The organism is Streptomyces sp. NPDC085596 (assembly GCF_044541565.1).
In the GTDB taxonomy this organism is placed as follows: domain Bacteria; phylum Actinomycetota; class Actinomycetes; order Streptomycetales; family Streptomycetaceae; genus Streptomyces.
Window position 1 is genome coordinate 147,119 of sequence record NZ_JBITTC010000005.1, and the last position, 20,504, is coordinate 167,622.

General features: G+C 72.7%; 18 protein-coding genes. 3 read left to right on the plus strand and 15 right to left on the minus strand.

Annotation, left to right across the window (positions count from 1 at the left end; all coding sequences use genetic code 11):
• The 8 genes from ACIGA3_RS16750 to ACIGA3_RS16785 all read right to left on the minus strand — a co-directional run bounded on the left by ACIGA3_RS16750 (position 1) and on the right by ACIGA3_RS16785 (position 7,698).
• Positions 1-3,099: an FG-GAP repeat domain-containing protein gene (locus ACIGA3_RS16750; RefSeq protein WP_399715775.1), complete on the minus strand. Its 3,099-nt coding sequence runs from the start codon at positions 3,097-3,099 to the stop codon at positions 1-3.
• Positions 3,100-3,446: 347 nt separating this feature from the next.
• Positions 3,447-3,842, minus strand: coding sequence for an Imm50 family immunity protein (locus ACIGA3_RS16755; RefSeq protein WP_399715777.1), 396 nt, complete (start codon positions 3,840-3,842; stop codon positions 3,447-3,449).
• A 49-nt stretch (positions 3,843-3,891) separates the two neighbouring features.
• Positions 3,892-4,266 carry a fluoride efflux transporter CrcB gene (gene crcB / locus ACIGA3_RS16760; protein ID WP_399715780.1) on the minus strand — a complete coding sequence of 125 codons (375 nt, stop codon included), beginning with the start codon at positions 4,264-4,266 and terminating at the stop codon, positions 3,892-3,894.
• Positions 4,263-4,661: a DUF190 domain-containing protein gene (locus tag ACIGA3_RS16765; protein ID WP_399715782.1), complete on the minus strand. Its 399-nt coding sequence runs from the start codon at positions 4,659-4,661 to the stop codon at positions 4,263-4,265. The genes crcB (ACIGA3_RS16760) and ACIGA3_RS16765 overlap by 4 nt, the downstream gene beginning before the upstream one ends.
• Positions 4,658-5,140 (minus strand): fluoride efflux transporter CrcB, encoded by a 483-nt coding sequence (crcB, locus tag ACIGA3_RS16770; protein WP_399715783.1) that lies wholly within the window; start codon positions 5,138-5,140, stop codon positions 4,658-4,660. Before crcB (ACIGA3_RS16770) ends, ACIGA3_RS16765 begins: the two co-directional genes overlap by 4 nt.
• Positions 5,141-5,312: 172 nt before the next feature.
• Complete coding sequence (locus ACIGA3_RS16775; protein WP_399715786.1) at positions 5,313-6,059, minus strand: TIGR03943 family putative permease subunit; 747 nt, start codon at positions 6,057-6,059, stop codon at positions 5,313-5,315.
• Complete coding sequence (locus ACIGA3_RS16780; RefSeq protein ID WP_399715788.1) at positions 6,056-7,093, minus strand: permease; 1,038 nt, start codon at positions 7,091-7,093, stop codon at positions 6,056-6,058. The genes ACIGA3_RS16775 and ACIGA3_RS16780 overlap by 4 nt, the downstream gene beginning before the upstream one ends.
• Before the next feature lie 131 nt (positions 7,094-7,224).
• Positions 7,225-7,698 (minus strand): carboxymuconolactone decarboxylase family protein, encoded by a 474-nt coding sequence (locus ACIGA3_RS16785; protein ID WP_399715790.1) that lies wholly within the window; start codon positions 7,696-7,698, stop codon positions 7,225-7,227.
• Positions 7,699-8,003: 305 nt separating this feature from the next.
• Between ACIGA3_RS16785 and ACIGA3_RS16790 the strand changes: the two genes are divergently transcribed.
• Positions 8,004-8,888 (plus strand): hypothetical protein, encoded by an 885-nt coding sequence (locus ACIGA3_RS16790; protein ID WP_399715792.1) that lies wholly within the window; start codon positions 8,004-8,006, stop codon positions 8,886-8,888.
• A gap of 321 nt (positions 8,889-9,209) precedes the next feature.
• Here ACIGA3_RS16790 and ACIGA3_RS16795 read toward each other — a convergent pair whose 3' ends face one another.
• Both ACIGA3_RS16795 and ACIGA3_RS16800 read right to left on the minus strand, forming a co-directional pair.
• Positions 9,210-9,908, minus strand: coding sequence for a TIGR03943 family putative permease subunit (locus ACIGA3_RS16795; RefSeq protein WP_399715795.1), 699 nt, complete (start codon positions 9,906-9,908; stop codon positions 9,210-9,212).
• Positions 9,905-10,903: a permease gene (locus ACIGA3_RS16800; RefSeq protein ID WP_399715798.1), complete on the minus strand. Its 999-nt coding sequence runs from the start codon at positions 10,901-10,903 to the stop codon at positions 9,905-9,907. Before ACIGA3_RS16800 ends, ACIGA3_RS16795 begins: the two co-directional genes overlap by 4 nt.
• A 161-nt stretch (positions 10,904-11,064) precedes the next feature.
• Between ACIGA3_RS16800 and ACIGA3_RS16805 the strand changes: the two genes are divergently transcribed.
• Positions 11,065-12,858, plus strand: a complete 1,794-nt coding sequence (locus ACIGA3_RS16805) for an NAD-binding protein (protein ID WP_399716653.1) — start codon at positions 11,065-11,067, stop codon at positions 12,856-12,858.
• A gap of 48 nt (positions 12,859-12,906) precedes the next feature.
• Here ACIGA3_RS16805 and ACIGA3_RS16810 read toward each other — a convergent pair whose 3' ends face one another.
• Positions 12,907-14,715, minus strand: coding sequence for a prolyl oligopeptidase family serine peptidase (locus ACIGA3_RS16810; RefSeq protein WP_399715801.1), 1,809 nt, complete (start codon positions 14,713-14,715; stop codon positions 12,907-12,909).
• 135 nt (positions 14,716-14,850) lie between these two features.
• On the opposite strand from ACIGA3_RS16810, the gene ACIGA3_RS16815 reads away from it, so the two are divergent.
• A complete protein-coding gene (locus ACIGA3_RS16815; RefSeq protein WP_399715803.1) occupies positions 14,851-15,654 on the plus strand; it encodes an SURF1 family protein in 804 nt (267 codons plus the stop codon).
• Between the two features lie 4 nt (positions 15,655-15,658).
• Here the strand turns inward: ACIGA3_RS16815 and ACIGA3_RS16820 are convergent, their stop codons facing one another.
• The 4 genes from ACIGA3_RS16820 to ACIGA3_RS16835 form a co-directional block, all read right to left on the minus strand.
• A complete protein-coding gene (locus ACIGA3_RS16820) occupies positions 15,659-16,942 on the minus strand; it encodes a hypothetical protein (protein WP_399715805.1) in 1,284 nt (427 codons plus the stop codon).
• A 68-nt stretch (positions 16,943-17,010) separates the two neighbouring features.
• Complete coding sequence (locus ACIGA3_RS16825; protein ID WP_399715808.1) at positions 17,011-17,715, minus strand: SigE family RNA polymerase sigma factor; 705 nt, start codon at positions 17,713-17,715, stop codon at positions 17,011-17,013.
• A gap of 325 nt (positions 17,716-18,040) precedes the next feature.
• Entirely contained in the window at positions 18,041-19,099 is a 1,059-nt protein-coding gene (locus tag ACIGA3_RS16830; RefSeq protein WP_399715811.1) for an aspartate-semialdehyde dehydrogenase, read from the minus strand.
• Positions 19,099-20,376 (minus strand): aspartate kinase, encoded by a 1,278-nt coding sequence (locus ACIGA3_RS16835; RefSeq protein WP_399715814.1) that lies wholly within the window; start codon positions 20,374-20,376, stop codon positions 19,099-19,101. Before ACIGA3_RS16835 ends, ACIGA3_RS16830 begins: the two co-directional genes overlap by 1 nt.
• Between the last annotated feature and the right edge of the window lie 128 nt (positions 20,377-20,504).

Here is a 20,504-nt window from a genome sequence, read left to right on the forward strand (position 1 = left end):
TCAGGACAGCGCCTTGTAGACGCCCCAGCCAGTGCCGATCTTCACACGTCCGCCGAAGCCGCCCTTGCCGTTGCCCGCCCAGCGGTAGAGGTTGCCCGCGGTGTCGCGGGCGACGAGGTCGTTGCGCCCGTCCTGGGTCAGGTCGCCCACACCGACCAGCGCGTTGTACGTGCGGAAACCAGAGGCGATCTTCACTCGCCCCCCGAAGCCGCCCTTTCCGTTTCCGTACCAGCGGTAGAGGTTGCCGGCCTTGTCCCGGCCCAGGAGGTCGCCGGTTTTGTCGCCGTTGAGGTCGCCCACTCCCACCAGCGCCGTATAGCCGGACAGTCCGGTACCGACGCGCACCCGGGACTTGAACGTTCCCTTACCGGTGCCGGCGTGGAACCACAGGGCTCCGGACCGGTCACGGGTCAACAGGTCAAAGTGGCCGTCGCGGTTGAGATCCCCGGCCGAGGTCAGCAGGTCGTACGTGTTCCAGCCCTTGCCGAGGAGGGTGGACTTGTTGCTTCCCCGGGCGAAGTACACCTGCCCGAAGCCCCAGTACGCCCGCAACTCGCCCGCAGAGTTGCGGACCAGCATGTCCGCGTACCCGTCGCCGTTGATGTCGCCGACCGGCACCAGGGTGGAGGATGCCGGCCAGTCAGCGGTGTAGCTGCGGTTGTAGAAGTGCCCCTGGGGATGCCCCTCCCACGAGTCGGTCCGGCCGTCCTTGCGGACCGCCACCATGTCGGGGAAGCCGTCGCAGTCGTAGACATGGGTCGGGAGGGCGCCGCACATCACCTGGAGGAGGCCGCTTCCCACCTTCACCGGCGCGGTCCCGCCGCCGACGCGAGCGGTCAACTGGTAGGTATAGGTGCCACTCGGGGGGAGAGCGCCGTTCGGCTCCCTGCCGTTCCATGAGGCTTGGAGGGCGTAGCGGCTTCGTACGGCTCCGCCCCTCAGTGTGGCCACCCTGCGCCCGGTCGCCTTCTGGACGATGTCCACCTGCCAGGAGTCCACGGGGCGGCTCAGATGGAACGAGGCCGTCCAGGTCGAGTAGTACGACGAGGGCGTCCTCGGCGCGACGTTTCCGTTGGTGTATTCCTCCCCCACGACCGGGGCGGAGTCCGGCACGCCGTCCGCCGCCACGTGGACGCGGCGGTCGGCGTCCGCGTAGGCGACATGACCGCTGTACTTGTCCACCGTCCACGTGATCCCGCGGTCGTCCGCGAGCGGGCCGGTGGGGAGGGCGGCGAAGGAGCGCTCCGCGAGCGGGCTGCCGGTGTGGAAGTCGGTCAGCTTGAGCTCGCCCGCCGCACGGTCGTGCCGGATCACGTAACCGTCGCCGAGCATGGCGGGGCCCGACGGCACGGTGAAACCGTGATTGTTCGTCAGGTCGTACACGCCGGCCTGCTTGTCGGCACCGCAGGACCAGTACAGCCATCGCGCGGTCGCCTGCAGCTCGGTGGGCACGCAGGCGGCGCCGGTCCGCACGGTGCGCACGGGCTTGCCGGGCACGGTGGCGTCCGAGGTCAGCCGCTCCGCGGTCAGCGTTCCGGGGGCGGCGGGGGCCGCGCTCCACAGGGTGGAGTACCAGAGCGCCGCGGCCTGCACCGGGCGGCTGCGGATCACCCGGCCGTAGCCCGGGTCGATCACGTACTGGGTCTTCGGGGAACCGCCGTCCACCACCACGTACGAGGGGGAGGCGTCCCGGACCTCGCCGCCGCTGCCGGGCAACTGCACCCGCACGTGCGAGGTGTAGGGGTCCACCCGGGTCTCCAGGTATGTTCGCCCGCCCGTCTCGGAGAGGAAGGAGACCCCGTACTCGTTGCCCTCCACCACCCGTACGCAGTCCTCACCCGTCGCGCAGCGCACGGTGGACGAGGGCATGCCCACGGGCAGGGGCTCGGCCGCTCCCGCGACAGGAACCGGCCCGGTGCCGATGTCCTGCTGATGGATGGAGATCCTGCCCTCGGTGCTGTCCACCCGGCCGAGAGTGCCCCGGTACAGGCTCAGTCCCAGAAGCTTGGCGGACACCGGGGGCAGCGGCTGGGCCACCTCGTGTGCCGGTGTCCCTTCGGGGCGCGCGGTGAAGCGGTGCACCGCCCAGTCGCCGCTGCCGGTACCGCCGACGAACAGGGCGTTTCCGTCCGCCGTCTGGGGCGGAGAGTCCGATACGAGCGCGAGGTGGTCGAGCACGGTGGTCGGCTCCGTGCCGTCGAGCGGCCGGGCGGTCAGCCGCCGGCCGAGCGCGGTACCCGAGGTGGTGTCCGGGGAAGAGGTCAGGAGGGTGTCGCCGAGCAGCGCCAGAGGGAACGCGTCGTCGGGGAGCGGAAACTCCTCCGTACCGGAGGAGAAGTCCCCTCGCGGCAGCCAGCGCAGGCCGGCGTAGCCGTGCCCCCACCAGGCGATCCGGTCGGCGCTCAGCAGGATGTTGAGTCCCTCGCCGCTCATCGCCTCGGGGAGCGGGGTGATCACGGCCGTCGCAGGGTCGAGCAGGCCGTAGCGGTACGCGCCGTCCTGCCGGAAGGAGATCACCGCGCCGCGGTCGTCCGTGGCCTGCTGCTGCAGGGAGAGGCTGCTCAAACTGGCACCCTCGGGCAGCCCGGTGATCTGCAGCGGCTGCGCGGCGGAGGCTCCCGGGTCCAGAAGCGCCCCGGCGGAGCTGGTGGTGCTGGTCGCCGACTCCAGTGCCAGCACCTTGCCGCCGACGGTCCCCCGGAAGGTGTGGTGCGCCGGGAGCTGTACGTCCCGCCGCTCACCGGTGTGCGGATCGAGCAAGGTGTACCAGGCTGCGCCCCGGGCCGGGCTCGGTGAGATGGCGAGCAGGTCGCCACCGGCGCCGACGGGACGTACGAGCGCGTTGGCCGGCAGGGTCTGCAGGCCGGGCACCTGCGTCTGGGTGCCGCTCGCGAAGTCGGTCCAGGTGTAGCCGTCGCTGCCCTCCTGCTGGTGCAGAAAGCCGGTGCCGGTTGCCGCCAGCGGGGTGTCCACACGAGGTGTGGCCCGGTCGGCGCGCGGGATCACGACCTCCTGGGACGGGTTCCCCGCGGTCGTCATCTGGGCGGCCTGCGCGGCCGTGGCGAGCGGGACCGCTGTTCCTGCGACCGCCAGAATCATGGCGGTCGCACCGGCCGCGAGACCCCCGCCCCCACTGCGGCGGCCGCGTCCACGCAATGCTTCAGTCGACGTCCGGGTCAATGCCCCCACGCCACGCCCCCTCATTGATGCGATTGTGTGCCGCCGTGCGGCGCCCCCGTTCGTGGCCGGACACTGCCGCGCCGGTCCACGGTGGCCGCGGTGGATCTCGTCAGCCACGTGCGGCTAGACGTTAATGGATCAACGAGGCCCTGGTCAGCCGTGTAAAGATCACGATCAGACAATCCGACGGTGGGGGAACCGCTACGGCGCCTGGTTCACCAGAATGCTGCGCGGGGAGGCGGACCTGCGGGAGAACGCACTCGCCGTCACTCCTCGGCGTAGGCCCTCAGCGTCGCCAAGTGGACGGTCCGGGCGACCGCTTCGGCGTGGGTCGCGGGGGCAGTGACGCGTACGGCGACCCCGTCCCCGGCCGCCGTGAGGACGACGTCCGCCGTGATCTCCGTGCCGAAGCCGTGCAGGGTGAGGGCGCTCAGCCCGGTGAACGCCAGCTCGATCTGCACGGTGTTGAAGCCCTGAGCCGCCCATTTCCGGGGCGGGTCGGCGGGATACGGCAGGTCGAGGCGGAGGGTGAGGGCGGGGCCGTCCTCGTGGAGGGTGAGCTGCCGGAGGCGTACGGCGGTGAGGGGTGGAGGCGTGGCGCCGTAAATCGCCTTCAGGCCCTGGGGGTTGAGGAGGTGGGCCGACCAGGGTTCAAGGGGCATCGGGACGTCTCCTCCAAGAGGGCTCAGGCAGACATCGTAGGAGTCGGCATCAAGCCCAGACCGCCTCTGCGAACGCCGTCCCCACGAAGGCCGCTCCCAGCCCCGCGACCACGCTCGCCACCACGTTGGCCGCCGCGAGGAACCTCGCTCCGTCCTCCGTGAGGCGGAGGGTCTCGTAGGAGAAGGTGGAGTACGTGGTGAGGGCGCCGCAGAGGCCGGTGCCGATGAGGAGTTGGACGTGGGAGGTGGCGGCGCCCGCTACCACCGCGCCGGTCAGCAGGCCGAGGATGAAGCAGCCCAGGACGTTGACCGTGAAAGTTCCCCAGGGGAAGACGGCGTCGTGGCGTTTTTGGACGGCGCGGTCGGTGAGGTAGCGCAGGGGGGCTCCGGCCGCGCCTCCGATGATCACCAGCAGCCAGTTCACGCCTTCTTCTCCTTGCCCGAGTGTCCCGAGTGCCGGCGCGAGTGGCGGCCCGAGTGGCTGCCGGCGTAGCGGATGACCTGGCAGTCGTCCAGGATCACCAGCCCCGACCCCACCAGCTCGTCCAGTTGCGGCAGGAACGCCCGTACGCGTTCCCCGGTGTCGACGATCACGATCGCCACCGGCAGTTCCTCGTTCAGCGAGAGCAGCCGGGCGGTGTGGATCAGGGAGGACGCGCCGAAGCCCTCGATGCCCCGGAACACGCTGGCGCCCGCGAGGCCGGCCGCGTGCGCGCGGTGCACGATCTCGCTGTAGAGCGGCTTGTGGTGGTAGGTGTCGTGCTCGCCGATGAAGACCGTCACCCTGAGGGCGTCGCCGGTCAGCCGTGTCGTGGTCATCGCTGCCTCCAGGCCAGGACGCGGCGCGTGAGCGCGACCGCGAGTCCGACCGAGCCGAGGGCCGCGAAGAGGGTCGCGGCCAGATACGCGAGGGCGGTGCGCGCCTCACCGGCGTCCACCAGCCGTTCGATCTCGACGGCGTACGTGGAGAACGTGGTGAAGCCCCCCAGCACGCCGGTGCCGAAGAACGGCCGGACCAGCCGGTGCGCCGTCCACACCTCGCTGATCAGCACCATGAAGACGCCGATGACCGCGCAGCCGGTCACGTTGACCAGCAGGGTGGTCCAGGGGAAGCCGGGGTTCGCCACCGGCCACAGCAGCGACGCCGCGTACCGGGCCGTCGCGCCGATCGCGCCGCCGAGCGCGACCACGGCCACGACCGGGCCCTGCCCCCGCCAGGCTTCCTGCCACTGGGCGGGAGAGCGCAGGTCGATGTCGGGGTCGACGGGTTCGTTCGTCGTGGGTCGTGGTGCTGTCATGGGCGTACGTCTCCTACTCGCCGGGGCCCGCGCACGCGGGCGCACTCCATCGCAAGTAGGGACTGTTGGCGGCGTCGATGCCGCGGTTCGGGTACGGCGAGCCCCACCGCCGCGCCGCACGGTGAGGCGCGGCCGGTCATCAGGGTATCGCGGGGGGCGCGGTGGGGCGCGGCTACGAGGGCGTGAGGGGGAGGTCGTCCGTGTAGGCGTTGACCGGCTGGGCCATGGGGTGGGTCTCGCGGATGTCGAGCGCGGCCTGGGCGGTCTTGGTGCCGAGGCGGCCCGCCGGGTGCCAGGTGCCGGTGATCGCGAGCCAGGTGTTGGCGGGCGGGGCGTCGGCTCCGTACACGCGGATCTTGACGGTCTGGGAGTCGGCGGCGCAGCAGGTGAAGATGATCCGGGTCAGGTACCAGCCGCCGCCGGACCCGGCCGGGGTGACGAACCCGGTGAGCTGGACGGACCGGCCCTTGATCGCCAGCGTGGGGTCCTGCTGGACGCGCTGGGTGAAGCCGGTGAGGGTCAGAGGGAGCGGGGAGGTCGCGGGGAGCGCGGGGAACCGTTCCCGCGCGGTGGTCGGCACCGGCTTCCCGTTGGAGTGCGCGGCCGTGTACGCGCCGAGGGCGGGCGGGGCGTACAGCAGGAGGCTCAGGGCGGGGAGGGCGAGGAGCCAGGCGACCCGGGGGGCGGTGGAGTGGTCGTGGCCGTGCTCATGGGCGGGCGCGTGCTCGGGGGTCTCCGGTCGGCGCAGGTCGAAGTACGCGTTCACCGCGGCGAGGAGCAGCAGGACGACGCCGGAGGCGATCAGGACGGGGCGCAGGCCCTCCTTGACGTAGCGCAGGTAGAGGTCGGTGAAGAGGGCCGTGTGCAGCAGGCCGGCGCCGATGAGGGCGAGCAGGGCGGTCTGGGCGAGGCGTCTCACAGCAGCGCGCCTCCGATCAGGGCGCTGGCGGTGACGGCGACGACCGTCGTCGCGGCGGAGAACCGTACGGCGAAGGCGCGGCCGAAGGTGCCCGCCTGAAGGGCGATCAGCTTCAGGTCCACCATGGGGCCGACCACCATGAAAGCGAGCCGGGCTGTGGGTGAGAAGCCTGTGAGGGAGGCCGCTACAAAGGCGTCGGCCTCCGAGCAGACCGCGAGCAGGACGGCGAGTCCGGCGAGGAAGAGCACGGAGAGCCAGGGCGAGCCGGAGAAGGTGTCGAGCACGGTGCGCGGCACGGCGACGTTGAAGGTGGCCGCGGCCATCGCGCCGAGCACCAGGAAGCCGCCCGCGTGCAGGAAGTCGTGCTGGAAGCCCTGGCGGAACTCGGCCCAGCGGCTGTGTCCGTGCTGGTGGCCGGTGTGCCGTACGGCCGGGCGCAGCCACTTCTCCTTGCCGAAGCAGAGCCACAGCCAGCCCATCACGGCGGCGGTGGCCAGCGAGGCGAGCAGCCGGGCGGCGACCATCGCGGGGTTGCCGGGGAAGGCGACCGCCGTGGCGGTGAGCACGATCGGGTTGATCGCGGGCGCGGACAGCAGGAAGGCGAAGGCGGCGGCCGGGGTGACGCCCCGCCGGATCAGGCTGTTGGCAACCGGTACGGACGCGCACTCGCACCCCGGCAGCACCGCGCCCGCCATCCCCGCCACCGGTACGGCGAGCGCGGCCCGCTTGGGCAGCACGCGGGTGAACAGGTCGGCCGGGACGAAGGCGTTGATCGCGCCGGACAGCACGGTGCCGAGGATCAGGAAGGGCAGCGCCTGCACGGTGATCGCCAGGCAGACCGTGCGCCATGCCTGGACGGCGGGCCGGTCGAGCACCCCGGCGCGGGCGAGCAGCAGCACCGTGATCCCGACGGCCGCCGCGGCGGTGAGGGCGAGCAGGGGCCGTACGGGGCTGGGGCGGGCCGGTGGAGCGGTGGGCGTGACGACCGTCGCAGCCCCGTCGACCACTCCCACCAGCTCATCCGTTTTTCCCATTTTCACTCCGGATGTCGGTGTTTGGCCGACGATAAGCGAGCGGCGTGCGCGCGGCGGGGCGCACACGCCGACTCGCCTCCGGATGCCCGAGGGAGCGGGCGCGTGTGGCGGGTGCGTCGGCTCCGTACGGCTCAGGCGAACTGGCCGACCTGGTAATCCCCGGCGGGCATGCGGATCATGACGTTCATGCGGTTGTAGGTGTTGATCAGGCCGATGAGGAAGACCAGGGCGGCGAGCTGGTCCTCGTCGTAGTGCTTGGCCGCGTTCGCCCACGCCTCGTCGGTGACGGCGCCCGGGGTGTCGGCGAGGCGGGTGCCCTGCTCGGCCAGTTCGAGGGCGGCGCGCTCGGCGTCGGTGAAGACGGTGGCCTCGCGCCAGGCGGCGACCATGTTCAGCCGCTGCTGGGTCTCGCCCGCGTGCGCGGCCTCCTTGGTGTGCATGTCGAGGCAGAAGCCGCAGCCGTTGATCTGGCTGGCGCGGATCTTCACGAGCTCCTGGGTGGCGGCGGGGAGTGTGGAGTCCGAGACCACCTTTCCGGCCGCGTTGATGTGCTTGATGACCTTGGCGGCGGCGGGGATGGCGAAGGGGTTGAGGCGAGCGTCCATTGCTGCACTCCTGTGGGCCGGTTCCGTTGGATTCACGGTTACGACGGGTGGTGCGGCTCTGGTGTGACATGTGGAGGTGTGACCTGCGTCACCGGGCCACATGGGGTGCAGGCATATGGGGTGCGGGCACATGGGGTCCGGCCATATGGGGTGCGCCCACACGGGTTCCGGCCACACAGGTTCCGGCCACCTGGAATCCGCCGGGAATGTGTGCAGGAGGGCCACATGGGGCGCACACAGTCTTCTGAAAGCCCCGTTACGGTGGCGGCCGCTCACCCGCGCCCGTCGACCCAGGAAGACCGCGAATGGACTACTGCTCCGCCTGCCGTCGGCATCTGAACGGCGCCCTGGTCTGCCCCGGCTGCGGCGCCTGCGCCTCCCCGGACCTGGCCCCGATGCCGGTCCGCCCGAGCACGTACGCCGTCCGGCAGCCCGGCGAGGAGGACGCCCCCTCGGCCGCGTCCCGCCGCGGCAGGTCGGTGCCCCCGCCGGCCGCCCCGCGCCCGCACTCGCAGTCCCCGGCCGAGGTGCCCGCGGGCACCGGTCGCGCGGCCCGGCGCCGTGAGCAGACCCGCTGGAGGAAGTCCCGCCGCCGGGCCGTCCTGGCGACCGCCGTGGCCCTGGTCGGCGGCGGCCTGACCTTCGCCGCGCTGAACCACCAGCCGACCGACCGCACCCGGACCACGGCGGCGCAGGGCGAGCGCCCGATGGGCGGTACGGGACCGGAGGCCACGGCCGGCCTCCCGGCACCGACGCCGTCCCCGACTCACGGCTCGGCCACCCCGAGCAGCACACCGCACACAGGCGCCGAGCACACGGCCCCCTCCGCGCCCCGCTCCAAGGCCCCCACCGCACCGCGCACCGCCTCCCCGGAGCCGTCCAAGCCGTCCAAGCCGTCCCGCTCGGCGTCCCCCTCCGTCCTCCCGCACTCCCGCTCGCTGCTCCCCCTCCCCCACAGCACCGCGCCCGCGCCGGACTCCGCCACCCCCACCTCCCCCCTGGCCCCGACGGAGCAGTCCCCCACCCCGACGCAGAGCACCCCCACTCCCGACACCACGACGGAGTCCCCAAGCACCACCCCGTCGACGACGGCCCCCGAGTCGCAGTCCCCCACCCCCACGGCCTCCCCGACCCCGTCGGCCTCCCCGTCCCCCTCCCACCTCTGCCTGCTGGTCCTCTGCCTGAACTGACCGCCTGATCCTCTGCCCCCCTGATGACCCCCTGACCGGTGCGAGGATCTCGCCGGACGACGCCCGGATCGCCGGTCGGCGCTTGCCCGGCCGGCCCCAAGGCTCGTGGGATCGCGGAGCAGCGGCGCCCACCACGGTCGCCAAGGCCGCCCGCCGGACCCGGCGCGCTGCCCGGCGCTGCCCGGCGACCCGACCGCGAGGCCAGTGGTGCCGGAGGGCGCGCGGTCCACGGAGCCGAAGCGGGCGGACCAGCCGCCGACGCGGACGACGGCTCGTCGCCGGGCTGTCAGGCGTTGCCGGGATTCAGCCCGCCGGCACCCCTCACTTGTTCCACGTCTCGTCATAAGGATCAGCCGGAGCGGGCACCGGCCGCGCCGAAGTGACCCGCAGATACGGGATCAACCCGTTGTTGACCGGGTCGCGCGTCACCCGGGGCGCGTACACCCCCGTCACCTCCATCCACGCGTCCGGCCGTAGCACCGGCGGGAGTTGGCCCGTCAGGCCGACCTTCACCGGCTGGGCGTCGGCGGCGCAGCAGTTGAGGGCCATGCGGACCAGGTAGGGCGTGCCGTGCGCGTCCAGGGCGAGGAAGCCGGTGACGCGGACGGTGCGGCCGCGCAGGGTGTGGCCGTAGGCGGCGCGGGAGGCGTAGTCGACCACGCTCAGGCGGACGGGGTCCGAGGCGGGCAACGGGTCGAGTCCGTAAGGGGGTTGGAGTGCCGTACCGGTGCGTACCGCGCTGTAGGAGCCGAGGGCGGGCGGGGCGATGAGGATGAGGGCGAGGACGGGCAGCACCAGGAGCCAGGCCACACGCGGCTCCGGGTGTCCTCCGTGAGCCTTCGCCCGCTTCCGCTCGTACCAGACCGTGGCCAGCGCGGCCGCGATCAGCACGACGCTCGCGGCCAACAGCAGCGGCTGGAGGCCGGACTTGACGTACCGGAGGTAGAGGTCGGTCGTCCCCGCGTGCAGCAGCGCCCCGCCGAGCAGGAACATGACGGCGGCCTGCGCCTGGCGGCTCACAGCAGCACCGCCCCGGTGACCAGCGCGCCCGTGATGGCCAGCGCGAAGGTGGCCGGGGCGAAGCGCAGCGCGAAGCCGCGGCCGAAGGTGCCCGCCTGCATGGCGAACAGCTTGAGGTCGATCATCGGGCCCACCACCAGGAACACCAGCTTGGCCGTCGGGGAGAAGTCGGTCAGCGAGGCGGCGACGAACGCGTCCGCCTCCGAGCAGATGGACAGCACCACGGCGAGCACGGCGAGGGCGAGGACGGCGAGGAAGGGGTTGCCGGCGGCCGTGCGGAGCCACTCCGCCGGGGCGAGGGCCTTCAGCGTGGCGGCGGCCATCGCACCGACCACCAGGAAGCCGCCCGCGTGCATGGTGTCGTGGCGGACGGAGTTCCAGAAGGTCTCCCCCTTCGTCCCGCCCTCGTGCGCGCCGTGCGCGGGCGGGCGCAGCCAGTCGGCGCGGCCGAGCCGCTGCCACAGCCAGCCCATCGCGCAGGCCACCAGCAGGCTCGCGGCGAACCGGGCGAGGACCATCTCCGGGGCGTTCGGGAAGGCGACGGCCGTGGCGGTGAGCACGATCGGGTTGATCGCGGGCGCGGACAGCAGGAACGCCAGCGCGGCCGCCGGGGTCACGCCCCGCCGCACCAGCGCGCCCGCCACCGGCACCGACGCGCACTCGCACCCCGGCAGTACAGCGCCAGCCATCCCCGCGACCGGCACGGCGAGGGCGGGCCGGCTGGGCAGGGCGCGGGCGAAGAAGGCGGGCGGTACGAAGACGGCGATGGCGGCGGAGAGCAGGACCCCGAGCACCAGGAAGGGCAGCGCCTGCACGGTCACGGCGACGAACACCGTGGTCCAGCTCTGCATCACCGGGGTGCCGAGCGCGCCCCGGATCGGGCCCTGGGCGAGTACGGCGAGCAGCAGCACCAGGGTCAGTACGAGGGGGGAACTGAGCCTGGTGCCGGTGCCGGTGGACCGTTCGCCGGGCGGGGCGTCTTCGGTGCTGGCCACGGCTGGGGTACCTCCGGCTGGGTGCGGCTGCTCTGCGGTACGCGGCCGCGGCCGGGCCCGTTCAGGTGATGGCTGGAACCGTCCGCCTTCTTGGGGCAGTCTTTCCCCTCGTGGCGAACAGCGTTCCGTATCAGGGCGGTCCAGGTGGCGCGTCGGCGCCGATGGTGGTGTGCGGGGACGACGGTCTCGCGCACCGGCTGTCCGCCGAGTTGCGCGGAGTCTACGGCGAGCAGGTCGTCCTCGTCGTGCCGCCGAACGCGCGCACCGCGCGGCGGCCCGTGGTCGGGCGGCCCCGGTCGGCTCCGGCGGCGCTCTTCGACCGGGTGGTCGGGGTGGCGGTCGGCCGGGGCGGAGGCACCTCTCCGGCCGGGAGCGAGTCCGGTGCGGGAGACCGGCCCCGGGGCGGGGAACGGGTGTTGGAGACCGAGTTCCTGACCGAGCAGGTGCTCGCCGAGGCGGGGGTGGAGCGGGCGGCCGCGCTGGCGCTGGTCTACGAGGACGACGAGACCAACATCCGTGCCGCGCTCACCGCTCGGCGGCTGAACCCGCGCCTGCGGCTCGTACTGCGGCTGTACAACCGCCGGTTGGGCCAGCACATCGAGGAACTCCTCGATCAGGCGGCCGTGTTGGTGGGTGAGGACGACGAGGCGGTCCGGGACGCGGCCACCTCCGTGCTCTCCGATGCCGACACCGCCGCGCCCGCGCTCGCGGCGACCGCCGTGGCCGGTACCGGCAAGGTGATCCAGGCGGATGGGCTGCTGCTGCGGGCGGTGGAGCGGATCTCGCCCCCGTCCGGCGTACCCGCCCCGCGCGGCCTGTGCACGCTGGCGCTGCTGTCCGCCGACGGCGACGACGAGGGCCCGGTGCTGCTGCCCGACGACGAGGAGGTACGGCGGGCCGGCGGCCGGTCCACGGTGCTGCTGGAGCGGTTCTCGGCGGCGGAGGGAGCGGCGCCGGGGAACGGGCTCGGAGTGGGCGGTGTGCCGCCCCTCTCCTCCCTGTTCTCCAAGCAGTTGAGGTGGTCGCTGGCCGTGCTGGCGGGCTGCGTGATCGCGCTCGCGGTGGCCCTGTCGATCGTGACCGGCATCCACCCGCTGGGCGCCTTCTATCTGACCCTGCTGGACCTCTTCGCCATCGACGAACCCGCCCTGGGACAGCCGTTGGGCCGCCAGATCCTCCAACTTCTGTCCGGACTGGTCGGGTTGCTGCTGCTTCCGGTGCTACTGGCTGCGGTACTGGAGGGATTGGGCACCTTCCGTACGCAGTCCGCGCTCCGGAAGCCACCACGCGGGCTCGGCGGGCATGTCGTCCTGCTGGGGCTGGGGAAGATCGGTACGCGGGTGCTGATCCGGCTGCGGGAGCTGCACATCCCGGTGGTGTGCGTGGAGGGCAACCCGGAGGCGCGCGGGCTCGCGGTGGCCCGGCGGCTGCGGGTGCCGGTGGTGATCGGGGACGTCACGCAGGAGGGCGTACTGGAGGCGGCCAAGATCCACCGGGCGCACGCCCTGCTCGCGGTGACCAGCGCGGACACCACCAACCTGGAGGCCGTCCTGTACGCCCGAGGGGTACGCCCCGACCTCCGCGCGGTGCTGCGCCTGTACGACGACGACTTCGCCACCGCCGTCTACCGCACCCTGCGCGTGGCCCACCCCCTGGCCACGACCCGCAGCCGCAGCGTCTCGTACCTCTCGGCACCCGCCTTCGCCGGAGCGATGCTGGGCCGCCGGGTCCTGGGCGCGGTCCCGGTGGAGCGGCGCGTGCTCCTCTTCGCCTCCGTGGACGTCGCCGACCGCCCCCAGCTGGTGGGCCGCACCCTGGCGGCCGCCTTCGAACCCGGTGTCTGGCGTGCCCTCGCGGTGGAGGGCGAGGCCGACACCCCACCCGGCCGCCTCCTCACGAAGGACGACCGGGTGGTGATCGCGGCGACCCGCCGGGGCCTGGCGGAACTCGGCTGAGCCGTCCTGCTTCTCCGAGCCCCCGTCCTGCTTCTCCGAACCCCCGTCCTACTTCTCCGAGCCCCCGAGGTGCCGCCGGGCGAAGTCCATCTCCAGCCGGACCTGCTTGATGCGTTCGTCCACCACCAGCGAGCCGTGGCCGGCGTCGTAGCGGTAGACCTCGTGGGGGGCGCCCCGGTCGTTCAGGCGGGTGACGTAGTTGTCGATCTGGCGGATGGGGCAGCGGGGGTCGTTGACGCCGGCCGAGATGTAGACGGGGGCCTTGACCTGGTCGACGTAGGTCAGCGGGGAGGACGCGGCGAAGCGGTCCGGGACCTCCTCCGGGGTGCCGCCGAGGAGGGTGCGGTCCATGGCCTTCAGCGCCTCCATCTCGTCGTGGTACGCGGTGACGTAGTCCGCGACCGGCACCACGGCGATGCCCACCGTCCACGCCTCCGGCTGGGTGCCGATGCCGAGGAGGGTGAGGTAGCCGCCCCAGGAGCCGCCGGTGAGGACGAGGCGCTCGGGGTCGGCGAGACCGGAGGAGACGGCCCACTCGCGCACCGCGGCCACGTCCTCCAGCTCGATCAGGCCGACCCGGTGCTTGAGCGCGTCGGTCCAGGCGCGCCCGTACCCGGTGGAGCCGCGGTAGTTGACGCGGACCACGGCGTACCCCTGGTCGACCCAGGCCGCCGGGCCCGCCGCGAAGGAGTCGCTGTCGTGCCAGGTGGGGCCGCCGTGCAGGTCGAACACGGTGGGCAGGGGACCGGTGGCACCGGCGGGCTTCTGGACGAGGGCGTGGATACGGCCGCCGGGGCCGTCCACCCACACGTCCTCCACCGCGACCGACGGCGGGCACTTCAGGCCGGGCGGGTCGAGCACGACCTCGCCGCTGGTGGAGCGGACTACCGGCGGCTCGGCGGCCGAGGACCACAGGTACTCCACGCTGCCGTCCGGGCGGGCGGTCGCCCCGGAGACGGTGCCGGGCGGGGTGGGGATACGGTCCAGCTCGCGGGTGGCGAGGTCGTAGCGGAACAGCTCGCTGCGGGCCTCGAAGCCGTGGGCGATCAGCAGGGCGGAGCCGTCCGGGTACCACTCGGCGGCCACGTCGCCGGGCAGGTCCAGCGGGAGGTCCGTCTCGGTGCCGCTCGCCACGTCCCACACCAGGGGCTCCCAGCGGCCCCGGCGCTGGTGGCCGATGAGGAGGCGGGTGTCGCCGTCGACGGGGGCGAAGCCCAGCACCTCCAGGCCCAGTTCCTCGGTGCCGCCGCGGGTGTCGTCCAGGTCGGCGACGGCCGTGCCGTCCGGGCGCAGCACGCGCAGGGCGCTGTGCATGGCGTCGCCGTGCTCGGTGTGTTCGACGGCGATCAGCGTGCCGTCGTGCGAGAGGTCGCCGACGCCGGCGGACTCGCGGTGCCGGTAGATCTCCACCGGTGCCTCACCGGCGCGGGCGAGGTGGATCGTCGTGCCGTCCTCGTCCGTCGACCGGCCGACCACGGCCGTCCGCCCGTCCCGGCCGAGTGCCAGCCCGGCCGGGTAGGAGGGCGCTAGGCCCGGTACGGCCGGCTCGTCGGGGCCGCCCCCGAAGGGCTGGCGGCGCCAGACCCCGAACTCGTCCCCGTCCTTGTCGTCGAACCACCAGATCCACGCCCCGTCCGGCGAGAGCACGCCGTCCGTCGTGCCGTTCGGCCGGTCCGTCGCCTGCCGCTGCGCACCGCTCGCGCGGTCCCACGCGTACAGCTCGTACGTGCCGGTCGCGTTCGACACGAACAGCGAGCGGTCGGGCGCGTCCTCGGCCCAGTCGGGCAGGGAGACCCGCGGCGCACGGAACCGCTTCTCCCAGTCGGGCATCTCCACAGCTTCGTCAGCTTTGTCCATGCCCCCTAGGATCACCTGTCCGACGCCCTACGGGACACCCCTGAGCTGGGCGATGAGGTTCGGGGCGGCGGCAGGGCGCGCCGAGCCCCGGGCCCCCCGTAAGGGGTGTCCTGGGGGGCGCCGTACCTTTGGGGTGTGTACCGGTTTCTGCTGACACCCCGCTGGTGGGGCATCAACGTCTTCGTGCTGCTCGCCATCCCGTTCTGCGTGTTCATGGGGTCGTGGCAGCTCAGCCGGTTCGAGGGGCGGGTGCAGGACCATCGCACCGCCACCGAACAGGCGGCGGCCTCCCGCCATGAGGAGGCGGTGCCGCTCGCGCGGATGCTGCCCGTCGACAAGGCCACCTCGGGCCGCCGGGTCGTCGTCGGCGGCGAGTACGGCAGGCAGCTGCTCGTGCCCGGCCGTGAGCTGGACGGGAAGACCGGCTTCTACGTCGTGACCCTGCTGCGTACCTCCACCGGCGAGTCCCTCCCCGTGGTCCGGGGCTGGCTGCCCGGTACGGCCGACGCGGCGAAGGCGCCCGCGCCACCGGCCGGGAAGGTCACCGTCACCGGCGCCCTCCAGGCCCCCGAGGCACCGGGCAGCAACGGCGTCCCCGCCACCGGCGGCCTGCCCGCCGGGCAGACGGGCGCGATCAGCCCGGCCACCCTGGTGAACCTGGTGCCGGACCGGCTGTACGCGGCCTGGGTCACGCTCGACCGGGGCGACGCCGGGATGAAGGCGGTGCCCGCGACCGCGCCCGCCGGGACCGGCCTGGACCTGAAGGCGTTCCAGAACCTCGGCTACACCGGCGAGTGGTTCGTCTTCGCCGGGTTCGTGGTCTTCATGTGGTTCCGGCTGCTGCGCCGCGAGGCCGAGGCCGCGCGCGACGCCGAGCTGGGACTCGTGACGGACGGTGCCGACGTCCCGAAGGACGCCAGCACCCCCAGCACCGTCTGAACCGCTACCCCTCGGACTGCATCCCGGAGTAGTACACCGTCCCCGCGCAGGCGCCCGACACGAGGGCCGAAGCCGCCGGGCCGCCGGCTGCCGCGCTGTACGTGACCTGCACGCTGCCGTCCGCCGGACCGTCGGCCGTGAGCAGCTGCGGGGCCGCGCCGACCGTGCCGCCGGTGTCCGTGGTGCCGGTCGTGCCCGCGTCCTGGCTGGGCGACGGGTCGGGCGAGGGGCCCCCGGTGGCCGAGCCGCCGGTGGTGGTGGTGCCGCCGCCCGGGACCGGACACGTCTCGGAGGGCACGAAGGCGAACTTCTCCGCGTACGCGCCGCCCGGCTGGAGCACCAGCGCGGACACCGTCAGCGACGGGTCGGGCAGCCCGCTCGCCGAGTCGCCGGACACATGGGCGGCGACGCTCAGCTTGGCCTGGTCGGCCGCGCCGAGAGCCGCCGCGCCGACCTGACCCGTGCCGGAGACCGTGCAGGGGGTGCCGGAGACGTTGGCGACCCGGAAGCTGCCGTAGACCACGCCGCCCGCGTCGGGACCGCCCGCGCTGCCCGTGACACCCAGCTGGGCCGGGGTGCAGTCGGCGGCGCCGGAGGCGAGGCTCGCCGAGGGGTCGGCCGCACCGGCGGACCCCGACTCGCCGCCGCCCTTCTTGCCGGGCTCGTGCTTCTCGTCGCTGTCCTTGCCGGAACCCGGTGTGTCGCCCGTGGTGCCGCGGGTGTCGCCGGTGGCGCCGTCGGACGTCCTGCCCTTGCCCTCGGTGCCCTGCGTCAGCTCGGACTGGCCGGCCATCGCGGTGTTGGGGTCGGTGCCGCCCGCGTTGGAGACGTGGACCAGGGCGGGGATCGCCGTGCCGAGCAGCAGGGCGGCCGCCGCCATCCCGACAGCCGCGTGCCGCTTACGGGCCCGCCGCGCGGGAACGGCCCGCCGCAGATGCTCCAGCGAGCCGGTACGGGGCTCCACGTCCTCGACGGCGGAGTGCAGCAGCCGCCGCAGCGCCTGCTCGTCCGCACCGAGCCCGTCGTCCAGTCCGTCGGCCTCGATACCCCGGCCGGCACGCTCACCGCCGGACGGTCCGCCGCTCAGCGCCAACAGCCGTTCGAACCCGTCGAGATCGAGCTTGCGGGTCTCGTCCGGAGCATCCGGCTCTGCCGGCGCGGCCTCGGCGTCCGGAGCCGGGGCACTCCCACGCGGCTCCTCGGCGGCCGCGGCCTCGCCGGCTTCGTTCCGTTCGCCCCGCTCCTCGTCGAGACGGGCGGAGTCCTGCCTGTGGGGGCCGTCGTTCACAGTTTCGTTCCCAGCGTGCGTCGGCTTGTCGTGTCGGTCGGCCCCCGTGGCTGACTCGGCGTGCTCGCTCACTTCTTGGCCCCCATGGACACGCGCAGCGCGGCGATGCCCCGTGAGCCGTACGCCTTCACCGAGCCGAGCGAGAGGCCGAGCGTCTCGGCGACCTGGGCCTCCGTCATGTCCGCGAAGTAACGCAGCACCAGCACCTCGCGCTGGCGGCGCTGGAGCCCCTTCATCGCCTTGATGAGGGAGTCCCGCTCCAGCAGGTCGTACGCCCCCTCCTCCGCGCTCGCCATGTCCGGCATCGGCTTGGAGAGCAGCTTCAGGCCGATGATGCGGCGGCGCAGCGCGGACCGGGAGAGGTTGACGACCGTCTGGCGCAGGTAGGCCAGGGTCTTGTCCTTGTCCCGGACGCGTTTGCGCGCCGAGTGAACGCGGATGAACGCCTCCTGCACGACATCCTCGCAGGAAGCGGTGTCGTCCAGGAGCAGCGCGGCGAGACCGAGCAGCGAGCGGTAGTGCGCCCGGTAGGTCTCGGTGAGATGGTCGACGGTCGTGCCGGCTGCCGCGTCACCCGCGGTGTCGTCGGCGCCGTCACGCTGGCCGGGTATGCGGGTGGAACGCGCGGCGGGCATCGGCGCGATCACCGGCATGCCGCCGGGCACACGCGGACGGAGTGCCGCACGGGGCGGCCGGAGCGCCGCCGCGCCACGGACTGCTGGGGATACGCCCGGCTCGAAGAGAGCCGGTGCGAGTTCGAGTACCTCTGCCACGTCAGTTGGACACACGTACCCCCCGCAGGGTTGTACGTGCCGGGCGTCAAAGTCATGACGACCGACAGTTCCTCAAGTGCCGCCATGCGCCCCGCTCTTCCCCTACGCCTAGTTGAAAGGGCGTCACCACGCCCCACCGCGACGCCCCGCGCCCGGAATCCACGTCCCGCCGCATCAGGGTGAGGGCAAAGACGCTCCCCGTACTCGCGCGGTTGCGGAAGGCCGGGAGGGAAATCCTCTGTCGTGGTCAGGGCCGGTTACAAGTGGTTTGGACCATGGTTCCGGCCACATTCCCCAGGAGAATCCCATGAACCCCATAGGATTCTCACACCATTTCGGCGGCCACCAGCTCGGCGATCTGGGCGGTGTTGAGCGCGGCGCCCTTGCGCAGGTTGTCGCCGCAGACGAAGAGTTCGAGCGCGGTCGGGTCGTCCAGCGCCCGGCGGACCCGGCCCACCCAGGTGGGATCGGTGCCCACTACATCGGCCGGGGTGGGGTACTCCCCGGCGGCCGGGTCGTCACAGAGGACGACTCCGGGGGCGGTGGCGAGGATCTCGCGGGCGCCGTCCACGGTGACCTCGCCCTGGAAGCGGGCGTGGACGGTGAGGGAGTGGGTGGTGACGACCGGGACCCGTACGCAGGTCACGGCGACCGGCAGGGCGGGCAGGCCGAGGATCTTGCGGGTCTCGTCGCGGACCTTCATCTCCTCCGAGGACCAGCCGTCCTCGCGCAACGACCCGGCCCACGGCACCACGTTGAGCGCGACGGGCTCCGGGAACGGCCCGGTCAGCTCGCCGACCGCGCGGCGTACGTCACCGGGCGCGCTGCCCAGCTCGGTGCCCGCGACCAGGGACAGCTGGGCGCGCAGTGTCTCGATCCCGGCCCGCCCGGCCCCGCTGACCGCCTGGTACGAGGAGACGACCAGCTCGCGCAGCCCGAACTCGGCGTGCAGCGCGCCGAGCGCGACGATCATCGACAGGGTCGTGCAGTTGGGGTTGGCGACGATCCCGCGCGGCCGCATCCGCACCGCGTGCGGGTTGATCTCGGGGACGACGAGCGGGACTTCGGGGTCCATGCGGAAGGCCCCGGAGTTGTCGACGACGACCGCGCCGCGCGCGGCGGCGACGGGTGCCCACTGGGCGGCGACCTCGTCGGGCACGTCGAACATCGCGACGTCGACGCCGTCGAAGGCGTCCTCGGTGAGGGCGGCGACCTCGACCTCCTCGCCGCGCACGGCCAGCTTGCGGCCGGCCGAGCGCGGGGAGGCGATCAGGCGGATCTCGCCCCAGATGTCCGCCCGTTGGGACAGGATCTGGAGCATCACCGCTCCTACGGCTCCGGTCGCCCCCACGACCGCCAGTGTCGGGCGACCGGTGCGTGCCATCAGCGGCCCGTGCCCCCGTAGACGACGGCCTCGTCGGTGTCGGAGTCGAGCCCGAAGGCGGTGTGCACGGCGCGGACGGCCTCGGGGACCTCGTCGGCGCGGGTGACGACCGAGATGCGGATCTCGGAGGTCGAGATCAGCTCGATGTTCACGCCCGCGTCGCTGAGCGCCTCGAAGAAGGCGGCCGTGACCCCGGGGTTGGTCTTCATCCCGGCGCCGACCAGGGAGATCTTGCCGATCTGGTCGTCGTAGCGCAGGGAGTCGAAGCCGATGCCGGGGCGGTTGCGCTCCAGCGCGTCGATGGCCTTGCGGCCCTCGGTCTTCGGCAGGGTGAAGGAGATGTCGGTCAGGCCCGTGGAGGCCGCCGACACGTTCTGCACGACCATGTCGAGGTTGATCTGCGCGTCGGCGATGGTCCGGAAGATGGCCGCGGCCTCGCCCGGCTTGTCCGGCACGCCGACGACGGTGATCTTGGCCTCGGAGGTGTCGTGCGCGACACCGGAGATGATGGCCTGCTCCACCTGCTGTTCCCCTTGCTCGATCGGCTCGCTGCTGACCCACGTGCCGCGCAGCCCGCTGAAGGAGGAGCGGACGTGGATCGGGATGTTGTACCGGCGGGCGTACTCCACGCAGCGGTGGAGCAGCACCTTGGAGCCGGACGCGGCCAGCTCCAGCATGTCCTCGAAGGAGATCCAGTCGATCTTCCGGGCCTTCTTCACCACGCGCGGGTCGGCGGTGAACACGCCGTCCACGTCGGTGTAGATCTCACAGACCTCGGCGTCGAGCGCGGCGGCCAGTGCGACGGCGGTGGTGTCGGAGCCGCCGCGGCCCAGCGTGGTGATGTCCTTCTTGTCCTGGCTCACACCCTGGAAACCGGCGACGATGGCGATGTTGCCCTCGTCCAGCGCGGTACGGATGCGGCCGGGCGTGACGTCGATGATGCGGGCTTTGTTGTGGACCGAGTCGGTGATGACACCTGCCTGGCTGCCCGTGAACGACTGGGCCTCGTGGCCCAGCTTTTTGATCGCCATCGCCAGCAGGGCCATGGAGATACGCTCTCCGGCGGTCAGCAGCATGTCGAATTCACGTCCGGCAGGCATCGGAGACACCTGCTCGGCGAGATCGATCAGCTCGTCCGTCGTGTCGCCCATCGCGGAGACCACGACAACCACCTGGTTGCCGTTCTTCTTGGCTTCCACGATCCGCTTGGCGACGCGCTTGATGCCCTCGGCATCGGCTACGGAGGAGCCTCCGTACTTCTGCACGACAAGGCCCACGTGCGCTCCTCGCTCGGTTCGTTTGTGTCGGCTCAGTCTATCGAGCGTCCGAAATCCACCATCGCGCTCCCGCATGGTGAGACGTCGTCCGCCCGGTCCCGAACCTGCCCAGCGGTACGTCCGCCACG

Bases quoted from the DNA above. Each gene is read 5' to 3' on its own strand.
- ACIGA3_RS16750 (WP_399715775.1), bottom strand. From the start codon at position 3,099: ATGATTCTGGCGGTCGCAGGAACAGCGGTCCCGCTCGCCACGGCCGCG.
- ACIGA3_RS16755 (WP_399715777.1), bottom strand. From the start codon at position 3,842: ATGCCCCTTGAACCCTGGTCGGCCCACCTCCTCAACCCCCAGGGCCTG.
- ACIGA3_RS16765 (WP_399715782.1), bottom strand. From the start codon at position 4,661: ATGACCACGACACGGCTGACCGGCGACGCCCTCAGGGTGACGGTCTTC.
- crcB (WP_399715783.1), bottom strand. From the start codon at position 5,140: ATGACAGCACCACGACCCACGACGAACGAACCCGTCGACCCCGACATC.
- ACIGA3_RS16780 (WP_399715788.1), bottom strand. From the start codon at position 7,093: ATGGGAAAAACGGATGAGCTGGTGGGAGTGGTCGACGGGGCTGCGACG.
- ACIGA3_RS16785 (WP_399715790.1), bottom strand. From the start codon at position 7,698: ATGGACGCTCGCCTCAACCCCTTCGCCATCCCCGCCGCCGCCAAGGTC.
- ACIGA3_RS16790 (WP_399715792.1), top strand. From the start codon at position 8,004: ATGGACTACTGCTCCGCCTGCCGTCGGCATCTGAACGGCGCCCTGGTC.
- ACIGA3_RS16805 (WP_399716653.1), top strand. From the start codon at position 11,065: ATGGTGGTGTGCGGGGACGACGGTCTCGCGCACCGGCTGTCCGCCGAG.
- ACIGA3_RS16810 (WP_399715801.1), bottom strand. From the start codon at position 14,715: ATGGACAAAGCTGACGAAGCTGTGGAGATGCCCGACTGGGAGAAGCGG.
- ACIGA3_RS16830 (WP_399715811.1), bottom strand. From the start codon at position 19,099: ATGGCACGCACCGGTCGCCCGACACTGGCGGTCGTGGGGGCGACCGGA.